At 38.5% G+C, this 22030-nt stretch carries 24 protein-coding genes and 1 pseudogene; 14 read left to right on the forward strand and 11 right to left on the reverse strand.

Going from position 1 to position 22030, the window contains the following annotated elements:
* Window positions 1-5 precede the first annotated feature (5 nt).
* From purB to NITER_RS08415, 6 genes are all read left to right on the forward strand, one after another.
* A complete protein-coding gene (purB, locus tag NITER_RS08390; protein WP_084274984.1) occupies window positions 6-1343 on the forward strand; it encodes an adenylosuccinate lyase in 1338 nt (445 codons plus the stop codon).
* On the forward strand, window positions 1343-3712 hold the full coding sequence (locus tag NITER_RS08395; RefSeq protein WP_084274983.1) for a ribonucleoside-diphosphate reductase subunit alpha: 2370 nt from the start codon (window positions 1343-1345) through the stop codon (window positions 3710-3712). The genes purB and NITER_RS08395 overlap by 1 nt, the downstream gene beginning before the upstream one ends.
* The gene (locus NITER_RS08400; protein WP_084274982.1) at window positions 3703-4230 is read left to right on the forward strand and encodes an O-acetyl-ADP-ribose deacetylase; all 528 of its coding nucleotides are present in this window, start codon (window positions 3703-3705) and stop codon (window positions 4228-4230) included. Before NITER_RS08395 ends, NITER_RS08400 begins: the two co-directional genes overlap by 10 nt.
* Window positions 4220-4591: a peptide-methionine (R)-S-oxide reductase MsrB gene (msrB, locus tag NITER_RS08405; protein ID WP_084274981.1), complete on the forward strand. Its 372-nt coding sequence runs from the start codon at window positions 4220-4222 to the stop codon at window positions 4589-4591. The genes NITER_RS08400 and msrB overlap by 11 nt, the downstream gene beginning before the upstream one ends.
* Window positions 4584-5405 (forward strand): SDR family NAD(P)-dependent oxidoreductase, encoded by an 822-nt coding sequence (locus tag NITER_RS08410; RefSeq protein ID WP_084274980.1) that lies wholly within the window; start codon window positions 4584-4586, stop codon window positions 5403-5405. Before msrB ends, NITER_RS08410 begins: the two co-directional genes overlap by 8 nt.
* Window positions 5406-5485: 80 nt before the next feature.
* On the forward strand, window positions 5486-5875 hold the full coding sequence (locus tag NITER_RS08415; RefSeq protein ID WP_084274979.1) for a DUF6858 family protein: 390 nt from the start codon (window positions 5486-5488) through the stop codon (window positions 5873-5875).
* A 285-nt stretch (window positions 5876-6160) separates the two neighbouring features.
* Here NITER_RS08415 and NITER_RS08420 read toward each other — a convergent pair whose 3' ends face one another.
* Window positions 6161-6664 carry an LOG family protein gene (locus NITER_RS08420; RefSeq protein ID WP_084274978.1) on the reverse strand — a complete coding sequence of 168 codons (504 nt, stop codon included), beginning with the start codon at window positions 6662-6664 and terminating at the stop codon, window positions 6161-6163.
* A 91-nt stretch (window positions 6665-6755) separates the two neighbouring features.
* Here NITER_RS08420 and NITER_RS08425 point away from each other — a divergent pair, with 91 nt between their 5' ends.
* The 8 genes and pseudogenes from NITER_RS08425 (at window position 6756) to NITER_RS08460 (ending at window position 13917) form a co-directional block, all read left to right on the forward strand.
* Complete coding sequence (locus tag NITER_RS08425) at window positions 6756-7802, forward strand: ribonucleotide-diphosphate reductase subunit beta (protein ID WP_281847668.1); 1047 nt, start codon at window positions 6756-6758, stop codon at window positions 7800-7802.
* Entirely contained in the window at window positions 7792-8499 is a 708-nt protein-coding gene (locus NITER_RS08430) for a carbon-nitrogen hydrolase family protein (RefSeq protein WP_084274976.1), read from the forward strand. Before NITER_RS08425 ends, NITER_RS08430 begins: the two co-directional genes overlap by 11 nt.
* On the forward strand, window positions 8496-9131 hold the full coding sequence (locus NITER_RS08435; protein WP_084274975.1) for a protein-L-isoaspartate(D-aspartate) O-methyltransferase: 636 nt from the start codon (window positions 8496-8498) through the stop codon (window positions 9129-9131). The genes NITER_RS08430 and NITER_RS08435 overlap by 4 nt, the downstream gene beginning before the upstream one ends.
* Before the next feature lie 60 nt (window positions 9132-9191).
* Window positions 9192-9530, forward strand: a pseudogene (locus tag NITER_RS08440) (ferredoxin-thioredoxin reductase catalytic domain-containing protein); the annotation flags it as partial.
* A gap of 86 nt (window positions 9531-9616) precedes the next feature.
* Window positions 9617-11194, forward strand: coding sequence for a phosphoenolpyruvate carboxykinase (ATP) (gene pckA / locus NITER_RS08445; protein WP_084274973.1), 1578 nt, complete (start codon window positions 9617-9619; stop codon window positions 11192-11194).
* Between the two features lie 137 nt (window positions 11195-11331).
* Window positions 11332-11832 carry a YeeE/YedE thiosulfate transporter family protein gene (locus NITER_RS08450; protein WP_084274972.1) on the forward strand — a complete coding sequence of 167 codons (501 nt, stop codon included), beginning with the start codon at window positions 11332-11334 and terminating at the stop codon, window positions 11830-11832.
* 9 nt (window positions 11833-11841) lie between these two features.
* Window positions 11842-12438 (forward strand): YeeE/YedE thiosulfate transporter family protein, encoded by a 597-nt coding sequence (locus NITER_RS08455; protein ID WP_084274971.1) that lies wholly within the window; start codon window positions 11842-11844, stop codon window positions 12436-12438.
* A gap of 45 nt (window positions 12439-12483) precedes the next feature.
* The gene (locus NITER_RS08460; RefSeq protein ID WP_084274970.1) at window positions 12484-13917 is read left to right on the forward strand and encodes a CYTH and CHAD domain-containing protein; all 1434 of its coding nucleotides are present in this window, start codon (window positions 12484-12486) and stop codon (window positions 13915-13917) included.
* On the opposite strand, the gene NITER_RS08465 is transcribed toward NITER_RS08460, so the two are convergent.
* The 10 genes from NITER_RS08465 to NITER_RS08510 form a co-directional block, all read right to left on the reverse strand.
* Window positions 13914-14507 carry a hypothetical protein gene (locus tag NITER_RS08465; protein ID WP_084274969.1) on the reverse strand — a complete coding sequence of 198 codons (594 nt, stop codon included), beginning with the start codon at window positions 14505-14507 and terminating at the stop codon, window positions 13914-13916. The genes NITER_RS08460 and NITER_RS08465 overlap by 4 nt on opposite strands.
* 11 nt (window positions 14508-14518) lie before the next feature.
* Window positions 14519-15790, reverse strand: a complete 1272-nt coding sequence (locus tag NITER_RS08470) for a SagB family peptide dehydrogenase (protein ID WP_084274968.1) — start codon at window positions 15788-15790, stop codon at window positions 14519-14521.
* On the reverse strand, window positions 15771-16076 hold the full coding sequence (locus NITER_RS08475) for a DUF309 domain-containing protein (RefSeq protein WP_084274967.1): 306 nt from the start codon (window positions 16074-16076) through the stop codon (window positions 15771-15773). Before NITER_RS08475 ends, NITER_RS08470 begins: the two co-directional genes overlap by 20 nt.
* Before the next feature lie 89 nt (window positions 16077-16165).
* Complete coding sequence (locus NITER_RS08480; RefSeq protein WP_084274966.1) at window positions 16166-16570, reverse strand: hypothetical protein; 405 nt, start codon at window positions 16568-16570, stop codon at window positions 16166-16168.
* An 8-nt stretch (window positions 16571-16578) separates the two neighbouring features.
* A complete protein-coding gene (locus NITER_RS08485) occupies window positions 16579-16920 on the reverse strand; it encodes a thiosulfate oxidation carrier complex protein SoxZ (RefSeq protein ID WP_084274965.1) in 342 nt (113 codons plus the stop codon).
* Between the two features lie 9 nt (window positions 16921-16929).
* Window positions 16930-17400, reverse strand: a complete 471-nt coding sequence (locus NITER_RS08490; protein ID WP_159445300.1) for a thiosulfate oxidation carrier protein SoxY — start codon at window positions 17398-17400, stop codon at window positions 16930-16932.
* 8 nt (window positions 17401-17408) lie between these two features.
* A complete protein-coding gene (locus tag NITER_RS08495; protein WP_084274963.1) occupies window positions 17409-18137 on the reverse strand; it encodes a Rieske 2Fe-2S domain-containing protein in 729 nt (242 codons plus the stop codon).
* 56 nt (window positions 18138-18193) lie between these two features.
* Complete coding sequence (locus NITER_RS08500) at window positions 18194-19540, reverse strand: NAD(P)/FAD-dependent oxidoreductase (protein ID WP_084274962.1); 1347 nt, start codon at window positions 19538-19540, stop codon at window positions 18194-18196.
* A gap of 464 nt (window positions 19541-20004) precedes the next feature.
* Window positions 20005-20958 (reverse strand): AI-2E family transporter, encoded by a 954-nt coding sequence (locus NITER_RS08505; RefSeq protein ID WP_084274961.1) that lies wholly within the window; start codon window positions 20956-20958, stop codon window positions 20005-20007.
* A 200-nt stretch (window positions 20959-21158) separates the two neighbouring features.
* On the reverse strand, window positions 21159-21794 hold the full coding sequence (locus tag NITER_RS08510) for a peroxiredoxin (protein ID WP_084276554.1): 636 nt from the start codon (window positions 21792-21794) through the stop codon (window positions 21159-21161).
* Between the last annotated feature and the right edge of the window lie 236 nt (window positions 21795-22030).

Here is a 22030-nt window from a genome sequence, read left to right on the forward strand (position 1 = left end):
TAGCAATGGTAGAGAGATACGCACGAAAAGAGATGGCCGATAAATGGACGCAGCAGGCAAAATATCAAGCGTGGCTCGATGTTGAGCTTGCTGCAGTAAAAGCGTGGAACCGCCTGGGACTTATTCCAAAGGAGGATATGGAAAAGATCCTACAAAATGCAAAATTTGATGTACAAAGAATAGATGAGATTGAAAAAGAGACAAAACATGATGTGATTGCTTTTTTGACAAGCGTAGCAGAGTCTTTGGGACCAGAGTCTCGCTGGGTGCACTATGGAATGACAAGCTCCGATACAATCGATACAGCAGTAGCTTTGCAGATGCGAGACTCTTTAAAACTCATTATCGAAGATGTGAAGATGGTGATGGAGTCCATCAAAAAAAGAGCATTTGAGCACAAAATGACTCTCATGGTTGGACGAAGCCACGGTATTCATGGAGAGCCTATCACATTTGGACTGGTACTTGCCATCTGGTATGATGAGTTTGCAAGGCACCTTAAAAATTTAGAAGAGACACTGGAAGTTATCAGTGTTGGTAAAGTGAGTGGGGCTATGGGAAACTTTGCCCATGCACCGATGGAGCTAGAAGAGTATGTATGTGAAGAGCTTGGTCTCAAACCAGCTCCTGTTTCCAATCAGGTAGTGCAACGAGACAGATATGCAAGGCTTTTTACTACAATGGCACTGGTTGCTTCCACTATTGAAAAAATTGCCGTCAATATCCGCCACTTTCAACGCACAGAAGTCTATGAGGCTGAGGAGTATTTTAGCAAGGGGCAAAAGGGAAGTTCTGCAATGCCACATAAGCGAAATCCAGTTCTTAGTGAAAACCTAACCGGTCTTGCAAGACAAATTCGCTCTATGGCAATACCGGCTCTTGAAAATGTTGCTCTTTGGCATGAACGAGATATCAGCCACTCTTCAGTAGAGCGCTTCATCCTGCCAGATGGATTTGTCACCCTCGATTTTGCCTTGCATCGCCTCAACAATGTCATTGCCAATTTGGTGGTCTATCCAAAAAATATGATGAAAAATCTCAACTTAACAGGCGGGCTTGTCTTTAGCCAAAGAGTACTACTTGAGCTTACCAAACGAGGAGTGACACGAGAGGATGCGTATAAAATAGTCCAAAGAAATGCAATGAAGGTGTGGGAGCAGATCCAAGAGGGGCATGCGCCTATCAATGAAAGAGGTGAGAGCCTCTTTTTGCAATATCTTTTAGAAGACAAAGAGCTTACACAAAAAATCAGCGAAGAGGAGATAAGAAGCTTTTTTGATTACAGCTACTATACAAAAAATGTTGACAGGATTTTCGCAAGAGTTTTCAAAGAGGAGGATTGATGATTCGCGTTGTTAAGCGAAATGGTCGGGTTGAACCCCTTGATATTAGCAAAATACAAAAATATACAAAAGCTGCTTGCGAAGGATTGGAGGGAGTTAGCCAAAGCGAGCTGGAAGTCGATGCAAAGATTCAGTTTCGCGATGGCATCACCACTGAAGAGATCCAGCAAACCCTCATTCGTACAGCAGTGGATAAAATCGATGTAGATAGACCAAACTGGAGCTTTGTAGCTGCAAGACTCTTTTTGTACGATCTCTATCATAAAGTAAGCGGTTTTACCGGCTATCGCCATCTAAGAGAATATTTTGAAAAAGGAGAGAAAGAGGGGCGTATTATCCCAGGACTTAAAGAAAAATATGACCTCGATGATCTCAACGACTATATAAAGCCTGAGCGTGATTTGCAGTTTACCTATCTTGGAATCCGCACACTTTATGACAGATATCTGCTCAAAGACAAAGACAACAATCCAATAGAGCTTCCACAACAGCTTTTCATGGCGGTTGCAATGTTTTTGGCTCAAAATGAGCTTGATTGCCAAAGCTGGGCAAAGCGCTTTTATGATGTAATCAGCAAGTTTGAAGTGATGGTAGCGACCCCAACCCTTTCCAATGCAAGAACTACACGCCATCAGCTCTCTAGCTGCTATATCGGATCAACTCCAGACAATATCGAAGGGATTTTTGATGGCTACAAAGAGATGGCGCTGCTGAGCAAATATGGTGGTGGTATCGGCTGGGACTGGAGCAGGGTGCGCGCGATGGGCAGCTACATTGATGGGCATAAACACGCAGCCGGCGGAATCATTCCATTTTTAAAAATCACCAATGACATAGCTATTGCAGTCGATCAGCTGGGTACTCGAAAAGGGGCGATTGCAGTTTACATTGAGCCGTGGCATATGGATATCAAGGATTTTATTGATCTCAAAAAAAACAGTGGGGAAGAGCGAAGACGCGCCCATGATCTCTTTCCGGCACTTTGGATAAATGATCTTTTTATGAAGCGGGTTGCCGAAGATGGAATCTGGACGCTGTTTGATCCCTACCAAACAAGCGATCTGACAGAAGTATGGGGCGAAGAGTTTGAGAAAAGATATATTGAGTATGAGCAAAGAGAGGATATTATAAAAGAGCAGGTCAAGGCAAAAGAGCTTTGGAAACTAATTCTTAGAAGCTATTTTGAGACAGGAAATCCGTTTCTTTGCTTCAAAGACAATGCCAACAGATGCAATCCAAACGATCATGCAGGAATAATTCGCAGCTCAAATCTTTGTACAGAAATCTTCCAAAACACAGAGCCAAACTACTATAAAGTCAAAGTTAAATATGAAGATGGAAGTGTAGAGCTCTACGATGAAGAGGATGAAGTAAAAATCGATACAGGAATCGTAAAAAAAGCTAAAAAGATATCCAGTATCGATAGTATCAACGGCAAAAAGGTTTTCATTGTAGAAAAAGAGAAAATCGATGGGCTCACTGCTGTGTGTAACCTTGCCAGTGTGAACCTTAGTAAAGTCAATACAAAAGAGGATATTGAGCGAGTTGTACCTATCGCCATTAGAATGCTCGATAACGTAATCGATCTTAACTTCTATCCACTCGAAAAGGTAAAAAAGACAAACCTGCAAACAAGAGCTATTGGACTTGGTGTCATGGGCGAAGCCCAGATGTTAGCAGAGAAAAAAGTAGAGTGGGGAAGCGATGAGCATCTAAAGACAATAGATGAAATCATGGAGATGATTAGCTACAACGCTATTCGCGCAAGCTCAAACTTAGCAGTTGAAAAAGGTGTCTATCCACTCTTTGAAAACTCCAAATGGGCAAAGGGGATTTTCCCAATCGATACGGCAAACAAAGAGGCTAAAAAACTCACACCTGAGAGGGGAGGACTCTTTGGCTATATTTATGACTGGAATGAACTAAGGGAAAAAGTAAAACGTGATGGTATGAGAAACGGCTACCTCATGGCAATTGCGCCGACAAGCTCAATTTCAATTTTAACAGGAACAACACAGACAATTGAGCCGGTCTATAAGAGAAAATGGTTTGAGGAGAATCTCTCAGGGCTCATCCCTGTTGTTGTACCAAACTTAAGTCCTGATACGTGGCAGTACTACACTCCTGCATACGATCTTGACCAGCGTCTTCTTATTAAAGCGGCAGCTGTACGGCAAAAATGGATCGATCAAGGACAAAGTGTCAATATCTTTATCCGTCTTGACAAAGCAAGTGGACGCTATTTGCATGAGATATATACCCTTGCATGGCAGCTTGGACTTAAATCTACCTATTATCTCAGAAGCCAATCTCCAGAAGTTGCTCAAGATGTTGCAGATAGAAGTATGGAGTGTCTAGGGTGTCAATAAAAATCATTCAAGGCGACATCACCAAGCTTCATGTTGATGCCATTGTCAATGCTGCCAATCCAAGTCTGCTTGGGGGAGGGGGCGTTGATGGAGCCATTCACAGAGCCGCTGGTCCTAAACTTTTGGAAGAGTGCAAAACACTTGGAGGTGCAAATCCAGGGCAGGCAAAAATCACCCATGGATACAACCTTCCGGCAAAATGGGTCATCCATACTCCAGGTCCTGTATGGCAAGGAGGCAATCACGATGAAGAGGTGAACTTGCGACACAGCTATGAAAACTCTTTATGTATTGCCAGAAGCTATGAACTGCACTCCATTGCCTTTCCATCTATCAGCACCGGGGTTTATGGCTATCCCATTGAGGAAGCTAGCAAAGTAGCACTTTCTACAATTGATTGGTTTTTAAAGAAATGCGCCTACTATCCAATGGAAGTTATTTGTGTATTGCATAACGAAAGAGACTATCAGACCTATATCAAAACAGCACAAGAGTTGAGGATTAACTATGAAGTGTAAAGAAAAGTTAACTCCCTTTGAATATCATGTGATGTTTGAGCACGGAACAGAGCCAGCCTTTACGAGCCCTTTGTATAGCGAAAAAAGAGAAGGGATTTATCAGTGCAAATGCTGCCAAACGCCTCTTTTTTCTTCCAAAGCAAAATTTGACTCAGGCACTGGCTGGCCAAGCTTTTATAGGCCAATCAGCAAAGAGGTAATAGAAGAATCTACCGATACAAGCCACGGAATGGTTCGTACAGAAGTACATTGCTCCAAATGCAAAGCCCATTTGGGTCATGTTTTCCCCGATGGTCCACCTCCAACAGGACTTCGCTACTGTATCAATGGAGTCTGCTTAAGATTTATTCCCAATGAGTAAAACAGTTCTTATTACTGGCTGTAGCAGCGGTATAGGACTGGAGACTACAAAACTGTGCAAAAAAGAGGGTTTTAAGGTCTTTGCTACTGCAAGGAAAAGAGAAGATCTTCAAAGATTAACCAGCTTTGAATTAGAGCCAATTTTTTTAGAACTAACCGATATTCAATCGATACATAAAGCAGTTGAAGAGTTTTTGCAAAAGAGCAACGGAAAAATCGATATCCTCTTTAATAATGCAGCTTATGGACAGCCAGGTGCCTTGGAAGATCTTCCTCTTAAAGCTCTCCAAGAGCAGTTTGCAACAAATCTTTTTGGCTGGCATGCCTTAACACAAAAGATCATCCCTATTATGCGAAAACAGGGCTTTGGACGAATCATCCACCACAGCTCCATTTTAGGGCTTATAGCTTTGAAGTACCGAGGTGCTTATAATGCCAGTAAATTTGCACTCGAAGGCTACACCGATACTTTACGTCTAGAGTTACAAGGAAGCGGTATAGATGTAATAACACTTAACACCGGCCCAGTAATAAGTAACTTTAGAAAAAATGCCTTGCAAAAGTTTTTAGGATATATCGATATGCAAAAGAGCCCTCATAAGAGACTCTACAAAGAAGAGCTCAAAAGAATGGAAGGCTCAAAAAATCCCCCATTTACTCTTACTAGCGAAGAGGTAGCAAAAATTATTGTAGATATTATGCAAACACCTCATCCAAAACCAAGATACTATATCACAAAGGCCTCAACTGTTTTGGTTCTATTCAAAAGAGCTCTACCCACATCGCTCCTTGATAAAATCTTGCAAAAAATTTAACGCATTATTCTTATATAATCTTATCTAATGACTTTCATTTTTTATAGTTATAATTATGAAAATTTTACTAAAGGAGCAGCATGAAACAGATAACACTGATGGAGAAATATCCTCTTTTTACTTTGGAACTAAATAAAAATGAGACAAACTATAAAAATGTTGATGAAATCATCGCCTATTTTAAAGAGAAAATCGAAGCACATCCTGTAGCAACCTACATAGCAACATTTGATCACTATGCGCACACAAAATCTTTGGCAGATGGGCAGATAAATCCTGATATTCAAGCAGCAAAAAATATCGTTTTTTGCTTTGGTAAAGAGCTACCAAAACCTGAAGTAATGGGCGTACGTCCAAGAAGTATTGGTGTTGCAGATTTGGGTGAAAAGTTTGTAATTAGTTTTCTTGAAGCACCAAATCCGACAGCAAATGCAGCAATGGAAGAGTGGGCAAAAGGTTTGAGGGCTTAAACCTCAAACGCCTCTACACTCACGCCTACGGTAAACCACTCTTTTGGTGGCAAATTCTCTTGCGATTTTTTGAAAGCCTCACTCTTCTTATAACCAAGAAAGCTTTGTAGATCTCTCTATTTTGTCTCAATGACAAAGGTAATGTTTGGGGCATATGAGAATAATTAAAAAGTTAAGAACCTCCATCCCTTCAAATCCTTTAAATCATAGGTTTTGCTTTGCAGATGTTTTCAAAACTGCTCTTGAAACTCGAGCTTAATTGGCAGGCGTGTATGAACTAATTATCTATACTCTTTCAAAGTTTCTCTCAAACTCTGTTAAAGTATCATAAATCTCCACATTTTGCAAAAAATTCTCATCAAAGCAGTTAAGACTCTTATAAAACTCCCCTAATAAAACGATACGAATATTAGGTTTCAATCCTCCATACTTTAAAGCTGCTACCATAAATATCTCATTGAGTGTTCCAATGCTTCCTTTTTGCGCTACAAAAAGCTCACTCCCCTCTATCAAAAGCTCCAACCTTTCATAGAGTGTCTTTACGAGGATCTTCTTTGATAGATAGGGATTTGAGGGACGAAATCTATCAAACTCTTCTAACCCAATGCCAATGCAGGTACCCCCAATCTCATACACTCCTTTGCTCACTGCTTCCATCAATCCTCCATACCCTCCGCATTTGACAATAAAACCCTTTTGACTCAAAAATTTTCCTAGTTCGATTCCTTCTTGATATTCAACAGAACCACGATCCGCTTTTGATGCCCCAAAAGTAGTAGCTACTTTCATAAATTTTTCCTTAAATTTATTTTAATGCTATCTCAATATAATTAATTCCTAAATTCAGTCATATTGTAAAACATTTCTAAAATGTTTTGCAATGGGACTCAAGGAGCAAAAGATGACCTATCACAGAAAAAAGATCTACAATCCAAACTCACACGAAAGCGTCAATGAGAGAAAAATTTTTGGCGGCAATCCAACAGGAATTTTTGAATTAAACAAAATCAAATACCAGTGGGCATACAATCTTTGGGAGATGATGCTGGCAAACACATGGTTCCCAAAAGAGGTCGATATGACCCAGGATGCCAGGGATTACAAGCTTTTAACAGACGCAGAAAAGCTGGCATACGACAAAGTTTTAGCACAACTTATCTTTATGGACAGTTTGCAAACCAACAACCTCATAGACAATGTCAACCCCTACATCACTGCACCCGAAATCAACCTCATTTTGGTTCGCCAAGCCTTTGAAGAGGCGCTGCATTCGCAAAGCTATGCGGTCATGGTAGATTCCATCAGTCAAAATACCGATGAGATTTATGAGCTTTGGCGTGAAGATCTCCAACTAAAACAAAAAAATGACTATATCGCAAAAGTGTATGAGGATTTAGCAGCCGATCCGACAGATGAGAATATCGTTAAAGCGATGTTTGCAAATCAGATCTTAGAAGGGATATATTTCTACAGCGGTTTTACATATATGTACACGCTTGCTCGCAGTGGGAAAATGCTAGGAAGTGCGCAGATGATTCGATTCATCCAAAGAGATGAAGTAACGCATCTTCTTATTTTCCAAAATATGATCAATACCCTCAAAAAAGAGCGTCCTGAGCTCTTTACAAAAGAGCTTATTGATGATGTGTATAAAATGTTTGAAGGGGCGGTGGATCTTGAAAGCAGCTGGGGCAAATATATCACCCAAGGACAAATCCTGGGTCTTACCGATGAGATTATTGAGCAGTATATCAAATACCTTGCAGATGATAGGTTGCAAAGAGTAGGGTTAGAGCCAATGTATAATGTAGAGCATCCAATCAAATGGGTGGATGATTTTGCAAAATTTAATGACCAAAAGACAAATTTCTTTGAGGGCAATGTAACCAACTATTCGAAAGGTAGTCTCGATTTCGATGATTTTTAGTGCTATTCAGTGCCAAACAAAACCTGATTTTGAAAAAAATCTCAAAACCTTAAAAAAGCTCATCCAAAAAAGCGGCGATATTGTCGTTGCCCCCGAAGTTGTGCTTACTGGCTTTGCTTATGATCGCTTTGAAGAAGCCGCCAGCTTTGGCCAAAGGGCGCTTGAAGAGCTGCTGCCACTCTCACAAGAGCGCATTGTCTGCTATACACAAATTGAAAAAAGAGATGGTAAATTTTACAATATTGCAAAAGTGCTCTATAAAGAAGAAGTAGTTTACGAGCAACCAAAAGTAAAACTCTTTAAATTTGGTGGAGAAACAGACTATTTTAGCGCAGGCAATATTGAGCAGATTAATCTCTTTGAAATAGAGGGGAGAAAATTTGGGCTTTTAATCTGCTTTGAACTGCGCTTCATTGAGATATGGCAGCGCCTCAAAGGAGCTGACATCATCCTTGTTCCAGCAATGTGGGGGAGTCTCAGAAAACGCCATTTTGAGCAGTTTACCGAGACTTTAGCTCTCATGCACCAATGCTTTGTCATTGCTAGTAATAGTGCAAATGAAGATATGGCAAAAAGCAGTGCTATTATCAATCCTTTTGGAGTTGCCTTCCGTGATGATAGAAAAAGATTATTAAATAAAGAAGTAGATCTCAATGATATTAAGAAGATGAGACGCTATATGGATATTGGATTATGAATTTGCAAGAGCGGATCGAACTGCAAAAGTGCCAAAAAATGGCAGAAAATATCAACAAAATCTTTCCTTTGCATCCCAAAATCAAAGAAGCATTTGCAAAGGTTCGTCGTGAGCTCTTTGTCCCAGTTGGCTTTACACACCATGCCTATAAACTAGACGCCCTGCCAATTGCTGGAAACCAGTGGATAAGCTCCCCCCTGACAGTAGCAAAAATGACACAGTTTTTAGAACCTGTTGGAGCTGATAGCATATTAGAGATTGGCTGTGGAAGTGGATACCAAGCAGCAATTTTGAGTAAAATTGTCCGAAGAGTCTTTACAGTGGAGCGGATCGAGAGGCTTGTCATTGAAGCAAAACAGCGATTTAAAGAGCTTGATATTACAAATGTCCATGTGCGCTACGCAGATGGAATGCTTGGATGGAGGGAGTTTGCGCCCTATGATCGCATAATCTTTTCTGCTGCACTTACAAAAGTCCCTCAAAATATATTTGAACAATTAAGTGATGGAGGAATCATAGTTGCCCCTATCATCCAAAAAGATAAACAGATCATTACCCGCTTTTTTAAAGATGGAAATGTAGAAGAATTGGACACCTGTTACTTTATTAACTCTAAGAGTGGCGTAGAGTAAAAAAATTTTAATTTATTTAAACATTCCACTTGCTACTATAAAAAAAACGAAGGAGATATGATGGCCGAAAGACGCGATGTAGATATGAGTAGCCAAGAGTTTTTGGATGAGCTTGAAAAGACAAAAAAATTCACTGATAAAGTATGTAAGCAGTTTGGTTGGGTTTACAACCCCAATGAAGAGGTTAATGAGGGTGTCACTATGGGACTTGCGCGTAACAAATTGATGTATGGAAAAAGATTTTGTCCCTGTTTTATGGTCATAGAAGAGGATGGAAAATTTAAAAGTGCAGATGACAGAATTTGTCCTTGTAAACCAGCAATAGAAAAAGAGATCCCAGAAATAGGGAAGTGTCACTGTGGTATTTTTTGTACGCCAGAATATGCAGCGACACATAAGCAATAAAGACTTTAATAATAATTTTTTGCATATTTTAAGTAAGAAGTGTTACAATTTCATTACAAAATCATTCAAAGAAGGTCAAAATGGAGATAAACGATTTTGACAAACTTGACATCAAAGATGTCAAGAAGGTCTATTACAACCCAGACTACGAAACACTCTTCAAAAAAGAGATTGAGCAGCAAGAAGGGGTAGAAACAGATCTTGGTGCAGTAGCAGTCGATACAGGGATCTTTACAGGTCGCAGCCCAAAAGACAAATACTTTGTCAAGCAGCCTCCAAGTGAAAAATATATAGCATGGGGTGAGATTAATCAACCAGTTTCCAAAGAGATTTTTGACGAGCTCTTTGCAAAAACAAAAGAGTACCTCAGTGGTAAAGAGCTCTATGTAATGGATGCATTTGCGGGTGCAAGTGATGATAGCAAAAAGGCGATCCGCGTCGTTACAGAGATCGCTTGGCAGGCCCACTTTGTGAAAAACATGTTTATCCGTCCAACTGAAGAAGAGCTTAAAAACTTCCATCCAGATTTTACCCTCTATGTAGCAGCAAATCTTAAAAATGATCGTTATAAAGAGCATGGCCTCAACTCTGATGTCTTCATAATCTTTAATATTGAAGAGAATGTTGCAATCATTGGTGGTACTTGGTATGGGGGCGAGATTAAAAAGGGAATATTCTCTATGATGAACTACTGGCTACCACTTGAAGGTAAGCTTAGTATGCACTGCTCTGCTAATATCGGTGAAAAAGATGATGTGGCGCTCTTCTTTGGCCTCAGTGGTACAGGAAAAACAACCCTCAGCGCCGATCCTAATAGACGTCTCATTGGTGATGATGAGCATGGATGGGATGATAAAGGTGTTTTTAACTTTGAAGGTGGCTGCTACGCAAAAGTTATTGGACTTGACAAAGAGAAAGAGCCTGATATCTACAACGCAATCAAAAGAGATGCTCTTTTAGAAAATGTAGTTGTCAAAGAAAATGGGGAAATAGACTTTGAAGATGCAAGCAAAACAGAAAATACGCGTGTAAGCTATCCAATCTACCATATCTGCAAACACAAAGAGGATCTCCAAGGACCACATCCAAAAAATATTATTTTCCTCAGCGCTGATGCCTTTGGTGTATTGCCACCAGTAAGCAAGCTTACAAAAGAGCAAGCAATGTACTACTTCCTCAGCGGCTATACAGCAAAAGTAGCTGGGACAGAGAGGGGTATCACAGAGCCGGTAGCTACATTTAGTGCCTGCTTTGGGGAAGCTTTTTTGCCGCTCCATCCAACAGTCTATGCAAAACTTCTTGGAGAAAAAATAGATAAACATGGTGTAAATGTCTATCTTGTCAATACCGGATGGACTGGCGGACCGTATGGAGTAGGTAAACGCATGAGTCTTCCTGCTACACGTGCTTGTATTAATGCTATTTTGGATGGAAGCATAAATGAGAGTGAATTTGAGACACTTCCAATTTTTAATCTTGCAATTCCAAAAAGTATCAAAGGAGTTGATAGCAACATCCTTAATCCTCGCAATACATGGGAAGATAAAGCTGCGTATGATAAGCAGCTCGAACACCTTGCAAAGCTCTTTATCGATAATTTCAAACGCTACGAAGGGTACGGAAACTTCGACTACTCAAAAGCTGGACCACAACTTTAATACATTTCGCCCTCATGGGGCGAATAACCTAACTTCTATTATTCAATCTAATTGAATCATTTATTAAATTCCATATATTTTACTTATCTCTTTCTATTTATTATAATTATTAAAAATTTTTTTCATAAGGGATTATTATGAATCTTCCACGAAGACTAGGATGGATACCGGGTGGTATTGCACTTGCACTGCTTCTTTGGTTTACCTTCTCTACATATGGGGCTAATAGACCAATAGGTGCTTCTACAGGTATTGCCTATATGGGTGCATGGATCTTTGGGCTTACTGATACTGAGTACTTTAAACATATTAAAAACAGCGGTAGCTGGGAGGTCTTTTTCCTCATTGGAGTACTCATTGGAGGCTTTTTGACTTCTGTATTTATAACTAAAACGTTCAAGTTTCGTATTTTGCCACCCCTTTGGAAGAAACATAAAAACAGCTCACCAGTTTCAAGACTTTTTTGGAGTTTTGTGGGTGGTTTTTTGGTGGTATTTGGCGCACGTTTAGCGGGAGGATGTACAAGTGGACATTTTCTCAGTGGAGCAAGCCAGACAGCTGTCAGTGGTCTCATTTTTGGGGGAGTAGCTATTATTGTACTCTTGCTAACTGGCCGTCTCTTTTACAAAAATCTCTAAGGAGCTTCAATGAATTTTAATATTATAGAGTTTTTTCGCCAAACTTATGAATATGTAGCAGTACAAAATCATGGAAGTATTTGGCTTATTATGGCTATTGGTATCGTTTTTGGTGTAATCATACAATGGAGTAGGGTAGATACTTTTGACAAAATCGCAGGGTTTGCAATGCTCCATGGTTTTAAAGTCCCAAAAATGCTCTTCTTTACTATCGGTATTGCGAGTATTGGCCTCTATTTTATGATTAAACTTGGCTATGCACACTACCACATCAAGCCAATAACCCTTGGAGGGCTCATTATCGGAGGAGTTTTATTTGCAATAGGGATGGCAATTTTGGGTCTATGTCCAGGAACTGGACCGGTAGCAGTGAGTGAAGGAAATATCGATGTCTTCACTGGTCTTGTAGGTGGGCTTTTAGCTGGGGCACTCTTTACCTATCTCTATCCCGATCTCAAAACCATCATGGGCCCAGATTTTGGCAAACTCACTCTTGCACAGCTTATCGGTCATGACTGGTTTATTTTTGTCTATGGTGTCGCCCTCATAGCCATAGCCTTTTTGCTACCAAATAGAGAAATTGAAGAGGAGGTAGGAGAAATTTAATCTCCTCTTCTTTTTTGTGCTACAATAAAAGAAAAAGAGTACGCAATGGAATCCAAGGAGATTGAGCGTAAATATCTCTTGCCTCCATGTAACCCCAAAAAGCTCCTCAAATCTTTGCATATCCCCTATAAAAAGAGCAAAATTGTACAGTTTTATACACAAGATCATAAACGTTATCGTCAAAAAGATAATAGCTTCTATAAAACTATAAAAAAAGGGGAAGGAGTTGAGAGAGTAGAAATCGAAAATATCATTTCACAAAAAGAGTTTGCAAAAGCTTTCATCTATGCTCAAGGTGCAATTATCCACAAAATTCGCTATTTTGCTACAATCGATGGACAAGTATATGAGTTTGACTGGTTTGAAGGAGAACTCAAAGGCTTAGCATTTGTCGAGATAGAGTTTTCAAATCTTGAAGAGGCTATAGAGTTCTCACCTCCTCCACAAATATCACGCATAATCCTCGATGAAGTCACAGAAGATCCAAACTTTACAAATGCAGTAATTGCACTTCATGGAATACCTCTTAAACAGATAGAACTTTTGCAACTTCTTGCAGACGCACAAAAAGCTGTTCAAGGAAAACCCCAAGCTAAAATAGAATTAGTATTTCACCCATATTATGATGTGCTCTATCTTCTTAAAGCCTCTATTTATGCACTTCTCCATGTTGTGCTCCATAACAAAGAGGCAATTTTGGCGGGAGATAAAGATAGTGAAAGACTCCACCAACTCCGTGTAGCGATGAGAAAAATGCGTAGCTATCTCTCTCTCTTTTCTCATATACATCCTATCCCAAAAGATTTAGAAAAAAAACTCTCATCTCTTATGAAACAAACAAACAGAGCAAGAGATATTGATATAGCACTTCTATGGATAGAAGAGTTTAAAAAAAAGCTTCCAGAAAAACTCAAATCCAATCTCGATGCCATCCAAGAGAGCCTCAAAGAGCAAAAGCAAAGCATTGAGGAGCAGTTAAAAGAGTTTTTACAAACAAAAGAGTTTGAAGAAGCAATTACACAACTCAAAAAGTTTTGTCACAAAGATGAAATTGCTCATTTCCCCGCAATAATAGCTGCAAAGAAGATAATCAATAAGCAGCTAAAAAAACTAAAAAAAATGAGTAACAAACTCTCTAAAAAGTCAGATCCAAAAGATTTTCACAAAGTTCGCATAGAAGCAAAGAAGTTACGCTACCTCTTAGAGCTTTTTAGCTCTCTTTTGGAACCAGAATCATTTACTAAAGCACTGGATCTTACAAAAGAGCTCCAGACAATTCTTGGCGAGCATCAAGACTTTGAGGTACAGATTGAGTATCTCCGAAAACTGCAGCAAACGCAAGAGAATGAAGCAATACTATTTCTCATACAGTTTCTAGAGAAAAAAGCTAAAAAGAGGCGCAAAACATTTCTCAAAAAACGCAAAAAATTAAAAGTCTTACGCAAAAATTTCCAATGCGCGCTCTGTCGCTTTTGTTAGTTTTTCTTTTCTAAGAGATTTGAACTACCTTTTGCTATGAGTAAAAGTTGTTCTTCCTGCTCTTTTGTTAATTTTCCACTTGCAAGTGTCTCCATAAGTTTTGCAGCCATCTGTGCACGCAGCTCTTGCTCTCTTACTGCAAGCTCCTTTTCATGGATCTCTTTTTCTATGCGCAACCTCTCTAGTTCTAATTTCTCTTTATGGGCCTGATAGCGCTTAAAGATAATGTAGATGAGTATAAGTGTTAAAACTCCAAAAGCTAGGAAGTAAATAACCATACTCTTTTTAATCTTTGCCTCTTCCAACTGAGGAGTTATAACAACTTTTTCTTTATCAACATCAAGTTTTTTGGCCTGTACAATTGACTCTTTTTTTATCTTTGCAGTTTCAACTGCTTTTTTATAATCAAGTTGTGCTTTCTCTTTTTGCACTTGGGCATCAATCTGTGCTTTTTGAAGCTCTAATCGCGCTTTTTTATCAAAAACGTAAGGATTTTGCTGCTGCATAAGCAGATGAAAATACTCTTTTGTTTTATTACTCTCTGCTGCAAAAGAGGCCAAAGCAAATAATATAAGTAAAAAACCTCGCATGTTTTCACCCTTTATAGACCAATTGCTAATGCATATAATACCATATCATTGCTTCCTAAAAACTCATTTACCTCATCATCATAATATGCACCAATACCACTACATCCAATTCCTAAATACTCGCTCGCGATATAGCAACGATGTCCAATGTGGCCAGCTTTTTGATAGAGGGGTTGATAATTTTTGCCATTGCTTGTAAGAAAAAAGGTCACGCTACTTTGACTTCCAAGAGCTTGCTCTAAGCAAAGATACCCGGCTTTTTTGTGAAAATCACCCATTTTAATGAGCTCACCATCTCTATAGAGTCCTTGCTCCATTCCCTCAACTCTATTGACAACATACCAAACTTTCACTTCTTCATCACAATCGCTTGGAATAGGACTTTGCATCCAAGAGAGGATAAAATTAAACTGCTCTTTTTTTATCACTTTTGCAGAAAAATCCCGAATGCTTCTTCGCTTCAAAATAGCTTCTTCTAACCTTGTTGCTTCAAAAGGAAACTTTGGAAAACGAAAGTTAGCTTTGCAATTTTTTAAATGCAGTGTATCTTTATAAGCCTCTTCTATGAGACTATTTTGCTCAAATGTTCTTGTACCATCCACAAAAGGGAGTTTCATTCCAAACTCTTTTGCCTCTGTCTGCGTTGGTACACCTACAACTGCACTACTTACAAAAAACTCTTTGTTTTCAAATCCAAAAGCCTCATTGAGAGCTTCCTTATTAAAATCATACAAAATATAGTAAGCCCTCTCAAATAGATAGCTACTCACTTCCAATGCCCCAAGAACATGTCCTGCATCAAGCAGGCAGTAGCGAAAAGCTCTATTTTTATATTTCCAGCTGGAGCGGTAGTAGATGGTAGAAAAGAGAAATATGAACCCTTTAATCTTCCTCTTTCTTGCAAAAAATATCTCTATTCCTTCTTTCTCTTTTAATGTGTGTAAAAGTCTTAGCCCATTTTCTGCCACACTAAAGTGATAGATCCCATCTTCTAATCCCTCAACATCTCTTGCTTGAAAATAGATTTCAACTGGATAGAGCGCACCTGCACTTGGAATGGTTCTTAGATAATATTCCAATCCGGGATAGACCTTTTTTGCATTTATTCCCCCAATACGGTAGATAAACTTGTGTAAAGGGTTTTCCATATCAAGGGGAATAAAAGGGTAGGTTGTAGGGTAAATTTTAAATGGATTAGGCTGCTTTGACCAATCATGATAGTTTGGATTTCTGCGCACACTCCAGTAGGAGTGTTTTGTTGCTTCATGATAGGTATTTGTCATAGCAACTATCCAAAAAATCTTCTATCTCATAAAATATATTTTCATTGCACTCTTTGATAAGAGGACGATACTTCAAGTAGTTTTGCCAAACTTTAAGAGCATTCGCATCGCGTCCTAGACGCTTAAGCTCAAGAGCAACAGAAGCGTTAATAAAACCTTTCAAAACCAAAACATCAGTATCTTTGCTCTTTCTTCTTGGAAACCATACCTCTTCAAGAGCTTCATGGGCATCATAAAACTTCTCTTCTTTTATCAAAGTCATAAACTTTTGACATGCATCATGCATGATAAACCTTTTTATTTTTACTATAACAAGGGAAGGTTTGCAAGAGGATAAAGGAGAAAATTAATAGGATGAGGGGAGAATAGCCTAAGCTACCATCCCCGTATTCGCATATGGCAACTGTTGCATTGTCTTAGGATCTGTGCGTGATCATTCATTACATCATCCATGTTGCCTTTGGCAAAGGACTCCTTTATATCTTTAGCATACATCTCAATGAGTCTTGCCGTCTTTTGTGCAAATTTGTAGGCATATTTTTGGTTTTCTGGCAAGAAATGCTTGACATCCACCTTTTCCAATACCTTTATATTTTCAAGTATCCGATCAGCTCCATCATCCAGACACTCTTTACAGTTATATAAAATCCCTTTTTGCAAAAGATCCATACCAGCAGCAAACTTTTGCATTTCAATTTGCAGTTTTGTTCTGCCTTTTTTATCAGCAAAAAGAGATGTTGCCAAAGATAGAGCCAAGAGAGCAATCATTATCTTTTTCATCTTCTATCCTATTTTGGAGAAATTTTTGTGCTCTTTTCAAATTTATTACCTATATTATCTTCCCAGAGTGCTTTCACAACGCCTGGTCCCTTGATACGCAGCGGGAATTTAACTTTTGGATTTGGGCTTGAGCTCACTTCAAAATCAAAGCTACACACCTCCTTATCGTTGTAAAAAATTTTTAGCGTCTCTACAAAAAATCTAGGTTTGACTTGACCTGAATGCTTATCTTTTTGAAAACCAGTATCCATAGGATGGATCGTAATGGCTTGAAAAATAACTATATCACCAGCCTTGTACTCACGCGTAGTAGGTTTTATAACACCACGCCTCCAACTAAACTTTCTCATCCCCTCTCCTTAACCACATCCGCCAAGGGCGACTTTTACTTTTTTTCTTGCTTCAAATACTATATCATCATTGGTTCTAGCCAAAAGAACTACATCTTGTGTACCACCAAGCTTGGCATTGACATAGAGATATGCTTTGCCATTATCTGGCGAATAGTGGGCAGTTATGACTTTATTTACCTTATTCTTAGTAGTCAACACATCGATCTGTTTAATATACTTATTTGGCTCCATTGGATAATTTACTTCCACCTCAATTGGCACTACAAGACCATTTTCTGGAGCATCTGGGATATTCAGTTTCATTTCTTTAGCATTTTTTATGACTTTTTTTGCACCTTTAGTTGCATCCGTATACGCCTCTTTAAAAGGGATCTCAATAGCTTCATTATCATCTTCATCCGCGCGTATCTGCACCCTTCCAACTAAAAGAGCTGCAAGCGTGAAACTGCAAAACTCTAAAAACTCTCTTCTTTTCATATCCATCCTTAGTATTGGATTATCTCTTTCGTATACTCTTTAAGTGGCACAGTTTTAGCACTCACTTTGACTATCTTTTTGGCCTTTCTGATATTGCGGTAAAACTCTTTGAGCTCTGGTTTAAAAGATCGAAAATAGTCATGAAATTTATCCGATCCCAACACTCCTACAGCCCAAATATGTCCCTTTTTATCCACTTCTATAACTATTGAAGCGAGTGGCTGTGGAGCGGGTCCCCCTAATACCTTCGCTCCAGCTTTTGGATCATAGGCTGAGAGGTGAGAAGAGCAAACTATTACTCCACCTTTTTTATATGCCATTGTCTTTTTCCCTTTTGGCACGTATGTTATGAAACTATCATTAGGAGTAGGGTGTGTTAACTGATGAGGACATATTGCACTATAGGCAACTAAATCCCTCTCTTTTCCAACCCCTCCTTTCCATACATACTCTGTCCCATCTTCTGCTTTGAGTTTTACCTCTTTCAGCGTTTTTGTATCAGTTCTTAGCAAAAAGTTTGGTGTAGAAGCGTATGGGTATTGGAAAATATAAGGCACCTCTTTTTTGAGTTTACTGTACAAAATCGGTTGTCCCATATCATCTACAAGCTGCACTTTTTCGTATGCTTTAAAAAGCTCGCCACTCTGTGCATACAGATAGCCTTTTATTAATGAAGGCGAAACAGCTACAAGCAGTGTTCCGCCTCCTATTACTTTAAAAAATCCTCTTCTATCCATTTTTTATCCTAATCAAGATATAATTATGTTGCGCGACTTTGTAGGCCCTTTTGGGTCTACATAAACATATCTCGATACATTCCTTTTGCCCACTCAAAAAGTCCCTTACCATTCATTACACCAACTTTTCCATCCCATTTTTCGTTTGTAGCAGCATTATGGAAGCCAAACGCTTTCTTCTTTTCGTTATATTTGTATTCTGCATTTACAGATATGGCTCGTACAGGATCTCCTGATACAGCAGAGTAGCAAACTGTCAGAGGTGATTTCCATTTTGGCTCTTTTCCTTTTATACGTGTTGCTATCATGCTTGCAACAATGTGACCTTCTGAGTTTGCTGTATTTCCAGATTTACTAAATCCCATTGGTCTCACATCCCCAGCACAGTACACATCCGGATCCACTTTTGTTTGATAGGTAAATGGATCTATATTAGCTTCTGCTTTATTAAATACACTATCTTTAGCCACACCTGCAATCTCCAATATCTTTCCACCTCTTACTCTTGGATAGAGTGCTGCATCAGCAAACTCGATCTCTTCACCAAGTTCAGTTTCGATTCTTTTTTTATCAAGGTCTATTTTTGTAATAGTTGAGCCCGGGAGATATTCAATATAATCTTTATAGAGTTTTTCAAATGCTGAATGGAAACCATCTTTTTTGATGGTAATATCAGGGTTCTCATCAAGAAGTATAACTTTTCCAGGGATATCCTCTTTTTTCATAAACCATGCAATCAAGCATGCCCTCTCATATGGAGCCGGCAGACATCGATAGTTTCCTCCAGGAACTGTCAATACAAAATTGCCTCCTTCAAAATCTTGCACTTTGTTTCTAAGACTCAAGTGTTCACTTCCTGGAATAAATCCTGCTGGATGCTCTGTCTTGAGCCTATTTTCAAACTCTACATCCCCTTTTGTCCAACGTGAATAGTCATAATCGATTCCCGGAGCAAGTACAAGATAGTCATACTTCAGTGCTCCCTCATTGGTAAAAACAAGCTTACTATCACGATCCACATCATGTACCATTGCATTAAGGAAAATGTAGTTATTATTGCGTGCAGCTTGCAAATAATCATGTGTTAAAAACTCCAAATCTACTAAACCAACGAGCCACAAGTTACTTACAGGACAGCTCATAAAAGATGCACGTCTTTCAATAAGCACAACATCTGCTTCAGGCGCGTATTTTTTTACATACTTAGCAATGGATAGTCCAGACCATCCACCACCTACTACAACTACTCTTGGCCCCTTGGCTTTTGGAATCGGTGCCATTCTTAAACCTGCCTTTGCAGCACTTGGCTTTGCACCACCACTCGATGCCGTACAACCACTTAAAGCTGCTCCAGCAGCAGCAACACCACCGAGTTTTAGCAGATCTCTTCTACTAAGTGCCATGATTCATCCTTTATGTTAATGTTTCTTCGTTGGGGCGAAATTCCAAGAGAAACATCGCTCAATTCAAATGATAAACTTAATCAACTTAATTTATTATTAATTTTTCTTATATTTACTTTATAATTATCATAATAATAAATTATTATTTTAAAAAATAATGATATTCATAAATATAATTTAATAACTAATTATGATAGTTATTATCATTCAAGATAATTAATGGAAATTTAGTTCACATATGGGAACTTTTATAAAAGGAAAAATTTAAATGTGTCCCAAAAGGGCGAAGATTATTTAGACTCTTTGTAGCAAAACCACCAATCAAAACATTCATACTCTTTAGGTCATTTTGCAGCAGTTTCAAAATCAGTGGCCGGGCGAATAATCACCTTGTCGCCAATAAAATTGTTTGCATAACTGTTGGGAGGTAGGGTGTACCTTTTTAATCTTAATAGAGTACAAAACTATTTTGAAAGAAGTCTTGCCAAGTATTCAGTCTTTGGAGAGCTTTGAAGAGCAAGCTTAATGGTCATAGTAAGAGGCACAGCAAAAAAAGTTCCGACAATACCAAAAAGCCATCCCCAAAATATTAAAGAGAAAAAGACCACTGCAGGTGAGAGATCCAGTCCATCACCCATAACTTTAGGCTCTATGATATTAGAAATAACTACATTAATAACAACATATAATAAACCAACCCATAAAGCATTTTCCACTCCCACCGTTAAAAGTGCCAAAGTTGTACCAAATATACCAGCAATAATAGATCCAACAACAGGTATATAATTGAATAAAAATGCCATAAAACCCAGCATAAAAACATAAGGAATATGAAATAAAAAGAGCATCACCGCAACACCAAAACCAGTCAAAAGACTTGTAAGTGTTTTAATCAAAAAATATTTTTGAACACTAACAAAAAAGGAGTGCACCATCTTTTGATTTCCAAAAAGTAGACTCACCTTTTTCCCAAAATCTTGACTTTCAAAAAGCAAAAAGCTTACACCAATTACAACAATCAAAAATCCACTTAAAAAACCTCCTGCTTTTGCAAAGAACTGCTTGATAATAGTAAAAAAATCTGCACTATTTACCCCTTGCAAAGAATATCCATATTGGTGTAAAAATGTTTGCATCTGGTGAAATAGTAAATTTAACTGCTCTTGATAAAAACCAAGATGAGCAAGAAAGTCTTGAAAAGAAGCCTGTAATAGCAATATAAGCTGGGTTAATATAACAACAAATCCACCTAAAGTAATTGCATAGGCTATAATAGCAGGCAATCCTTTCTTATCGATATAGCGAAAAATCGGTACTAATAAAATCGTAAAAAACAGAGATAAAATCAGATAGATTAAAACGGGAGATAAAAATTTTAATCCAAAAATAACAATAAAAAAAGCAGCAAGTTGTATCATTTTATTCCTTACTCTGCTGTGAGTTCTAATAACAAAATATGTTTCAACTTTACTCCCACTTCGCAATAATAAAAAGGTCTTCTTAAAATATATGGAGCAATTTTCTCATAATGGTGCGAAAGAAAGAATAAAAGTAGTAGCATTATACGTTATTTCATATAACAATAAAAACTTGGTATGCGCCCCCTAAGGGGCGAAGATTATTTAGACTCTTTGTAGCAAAACCACCAATCAAAACATTCATACTCTTTAGGTCGTTTTGCAGCAGTTTCACAATCAGTGGCCGGCGGAATAATAACTTTATCACCAATAAGCTCATTTTCTGGCCAGTTTGCTGGAGTTGCAACACCATCGCTATCACTCTTTTGAAGCGCTTTGACAGCTCGAACAATTTCAGGAATATTTCGACCAATCTCTTGTGGATAGTAAAGAATCGTTCTCACAACACCTTCTGGGTCAATGATGAATACAGCTCTAACAGTATTGGTTCCTTTGTTAGGATGCACCATACCAATTTGCGCTGCTAATGTATCTGTTGCAGCAATGATTGGGAACTCTATTTCAACATCGAGTTTTTCTTTAATCCACTCTACCCATTTGATATGGCTGAAAACTTGGTCGATTGAAAGGCCAATCAATTGTGCACCAATAGCGTCAAATTCACTTTTATGTTTTTGAAAACTGACAAATTCAGTTGTACATACCGGTGTAAAGTCAGCTGGGTGACTAAAAAGTACTGTCCATTTGCCTTTGAGATCATCTGGCAAACTCATAGGTCCATGTGTTGTTTGCACATTTATTGATGGAAACTTATCTCCAAGTAGAGGCATTCCCATTTTGCCCTCCTTCTTATTTTTATTCACTTTTTGTAAAATCTCATCGATCACATCATCCAAAGAGCGCTTCTCTTCTTTAGCTTTTGCTTTCAGTTCATCGATACTCTCACTTACAAGGTTCATAACCTTTTTGACAACATCTACCTGAGAATCTAAGATCTCTTGTAACTTTTCATTGAATCCCATATTTTCCTCCTTCATGGGATATTTGTAAAAATATTTTACATCACTTTGCT

The organism is Nitratiruptor tergarcus DSM 16512 (genome assembly GCF_027946175.1).
Lineage (GTDB): Bacteria > Campylobacterota > Campylobacteria > Campylobacterales > Nitratiruptoraceae > Nitratiruptor > Nitratiruptor tergarcus.

Coding starts and splice junctions, on each gene's coding strand:
- NITER_RS08435 (WP_084274975.1), top strand. CDS start 8,496: ATGAATTTGCAAGAGCGGATCGAACTGCAAAAGTGCCAAAAAATGGCA.
- NITER_RS08410 (WP_084274980.1), top strand. CDS start 4,584: ATGAGTAAAACAGTTCTTATTACTGGCTGTAGCAGCGGTATAGGACTG.
- NITER_RS08475 (WP_084274967.1), bottom strand. CDS start 16,076: ATGCATGATGCATGTCAAAAGTTTATGACTTTGATAAAAGAAGAGAAG.
- NITER_RS08470 (WP_084274968.1), bottom strand. CDS start 15,790: ATGACAAATACCTATCATGAAGCAACAAAACACTCCTACTGGAGTGTG.
- NITER_RS08450 (WP_084274972.1), top strand. CDS start 11,332: ATGAATCTTCCACGAAGACTAGGATGGATACCGGGTGGTATTGCACTT.
- NITER_RS08430 (WP_084274976.1), top strand. CDS start 7,792: ATGATTTTTAGTGCTATTCAGTGCCAAACAAAACCTGATTTTGAAAAA.
- NITER_RS08485 (WP_084274965.1), bottom strand. CDS start 16,920: ATGAGAAAGTTTAGTTGGAGGCGTGGTGTTATAAAACCTACTACGCGT.
- pckA (WP_084274973.1), top strand. CDS start 9,617: ATGGAGATAAACGATTTTGACAAACTTGACATCAAAGATGTCAAGAAG.
- NITER_RS08495 (WP_084274963.1), bottom strand. CDS start 18,137: ATGGATAGAAGAGGATTTTTTAAAGTAATAGGAGGCGGAACACTGCTT.
- NITER_RS08510 (WP_084276554.1), bottom strand. CDS start 21,794: ATGGGAATGCCTCTACTTGGAGATAAGTTTCCATCAATAAATGTGCAA.
- msrB (WP_084274981.1), top strand. CDS start 4,220: ATGAAGTGTAAAGAAAAGTTAACTCCCTTTGAATATCATGTGATGTTT.
- NITER_RS08460 (WP_084274970.1), top strand. CDS start 12,484: ATGGAATCCAAGGAGATTGAGCGTAAATATCTCTTGCCTCCATGTAAC.
- NITER_RS08395 (WP_084274983.1), top strand. CDS start 1,343: ATGATTCGCGTTGTTAAGCGAAATGGTCGGGTTGAACCCCTTGATATT.
- NITER_RS08480 (WP_084274966.1), bottom strand. CDS start 16,570: ATGAAAAAGATAATGATTGCTCTCTTGGCTCTATCTTTGGCAACATCT.
- NITER_RS08425 (WP_281847668.1), top strand. CDS start 6,756: ATGGGACTCAAGGAGCAAAAGATGACCTATCACAGAAAAAAGATCTAC.
- NITER_RS08465 (WP_084274969.1), bottom strand. CDS start 14,507: ATGCGAGGTTTTTTACTTATATTATTTGCTTTGGCCTCTTTTGCAGCA.
- NITER_RS08415 (WP_084274979.1), top strand. CDS start 5,486: ATGAAACAGATAACACTGATGGAGAAATATCCTCTTTTTACTTTGGAA.
- NITER_RS08505 (WP_084274961.1), bottom strand. CDS start 20,958: ATGATACAACTTGCTGCTTTTTTTATTGTTATTTTTGGATTAAAATTT.
- NITER_RS08490 (WP_159445300.1), bottom strand. CDS start 17,400: ATGAAAAGAAGAGAGTTTTTAGAGTTTTGCAGTTTCACGCTTGCAGCT.
- NITER_RS08455 (WP_084274971.1), top strand. CDS start 11,842: ATGAATTTTAATATTATAGAGTTTTTTCGCCAAACTTATGAATATGTA.
- NITER_RS08500 (WP_084274962.1), bottom strand. CDS start 19,540: ATGGCACTTAGTAGAAGAGATCTGCTAAAACTCGGTGGTGTTGCTGCT.
- NITER_RS08420 (WP_084274978.1), bottom strand. CDS start 6,664: ATGAAAGTAGCTACTACTTTTGGGGCATCAAAAGCGGATCGTGGTTCT.
- purB (WP_084274984.1), top strand. CDS start 6: ATGGTAGAGAGATACGCACGAAAAGAGATGGCCGATAAATGGACGCAG.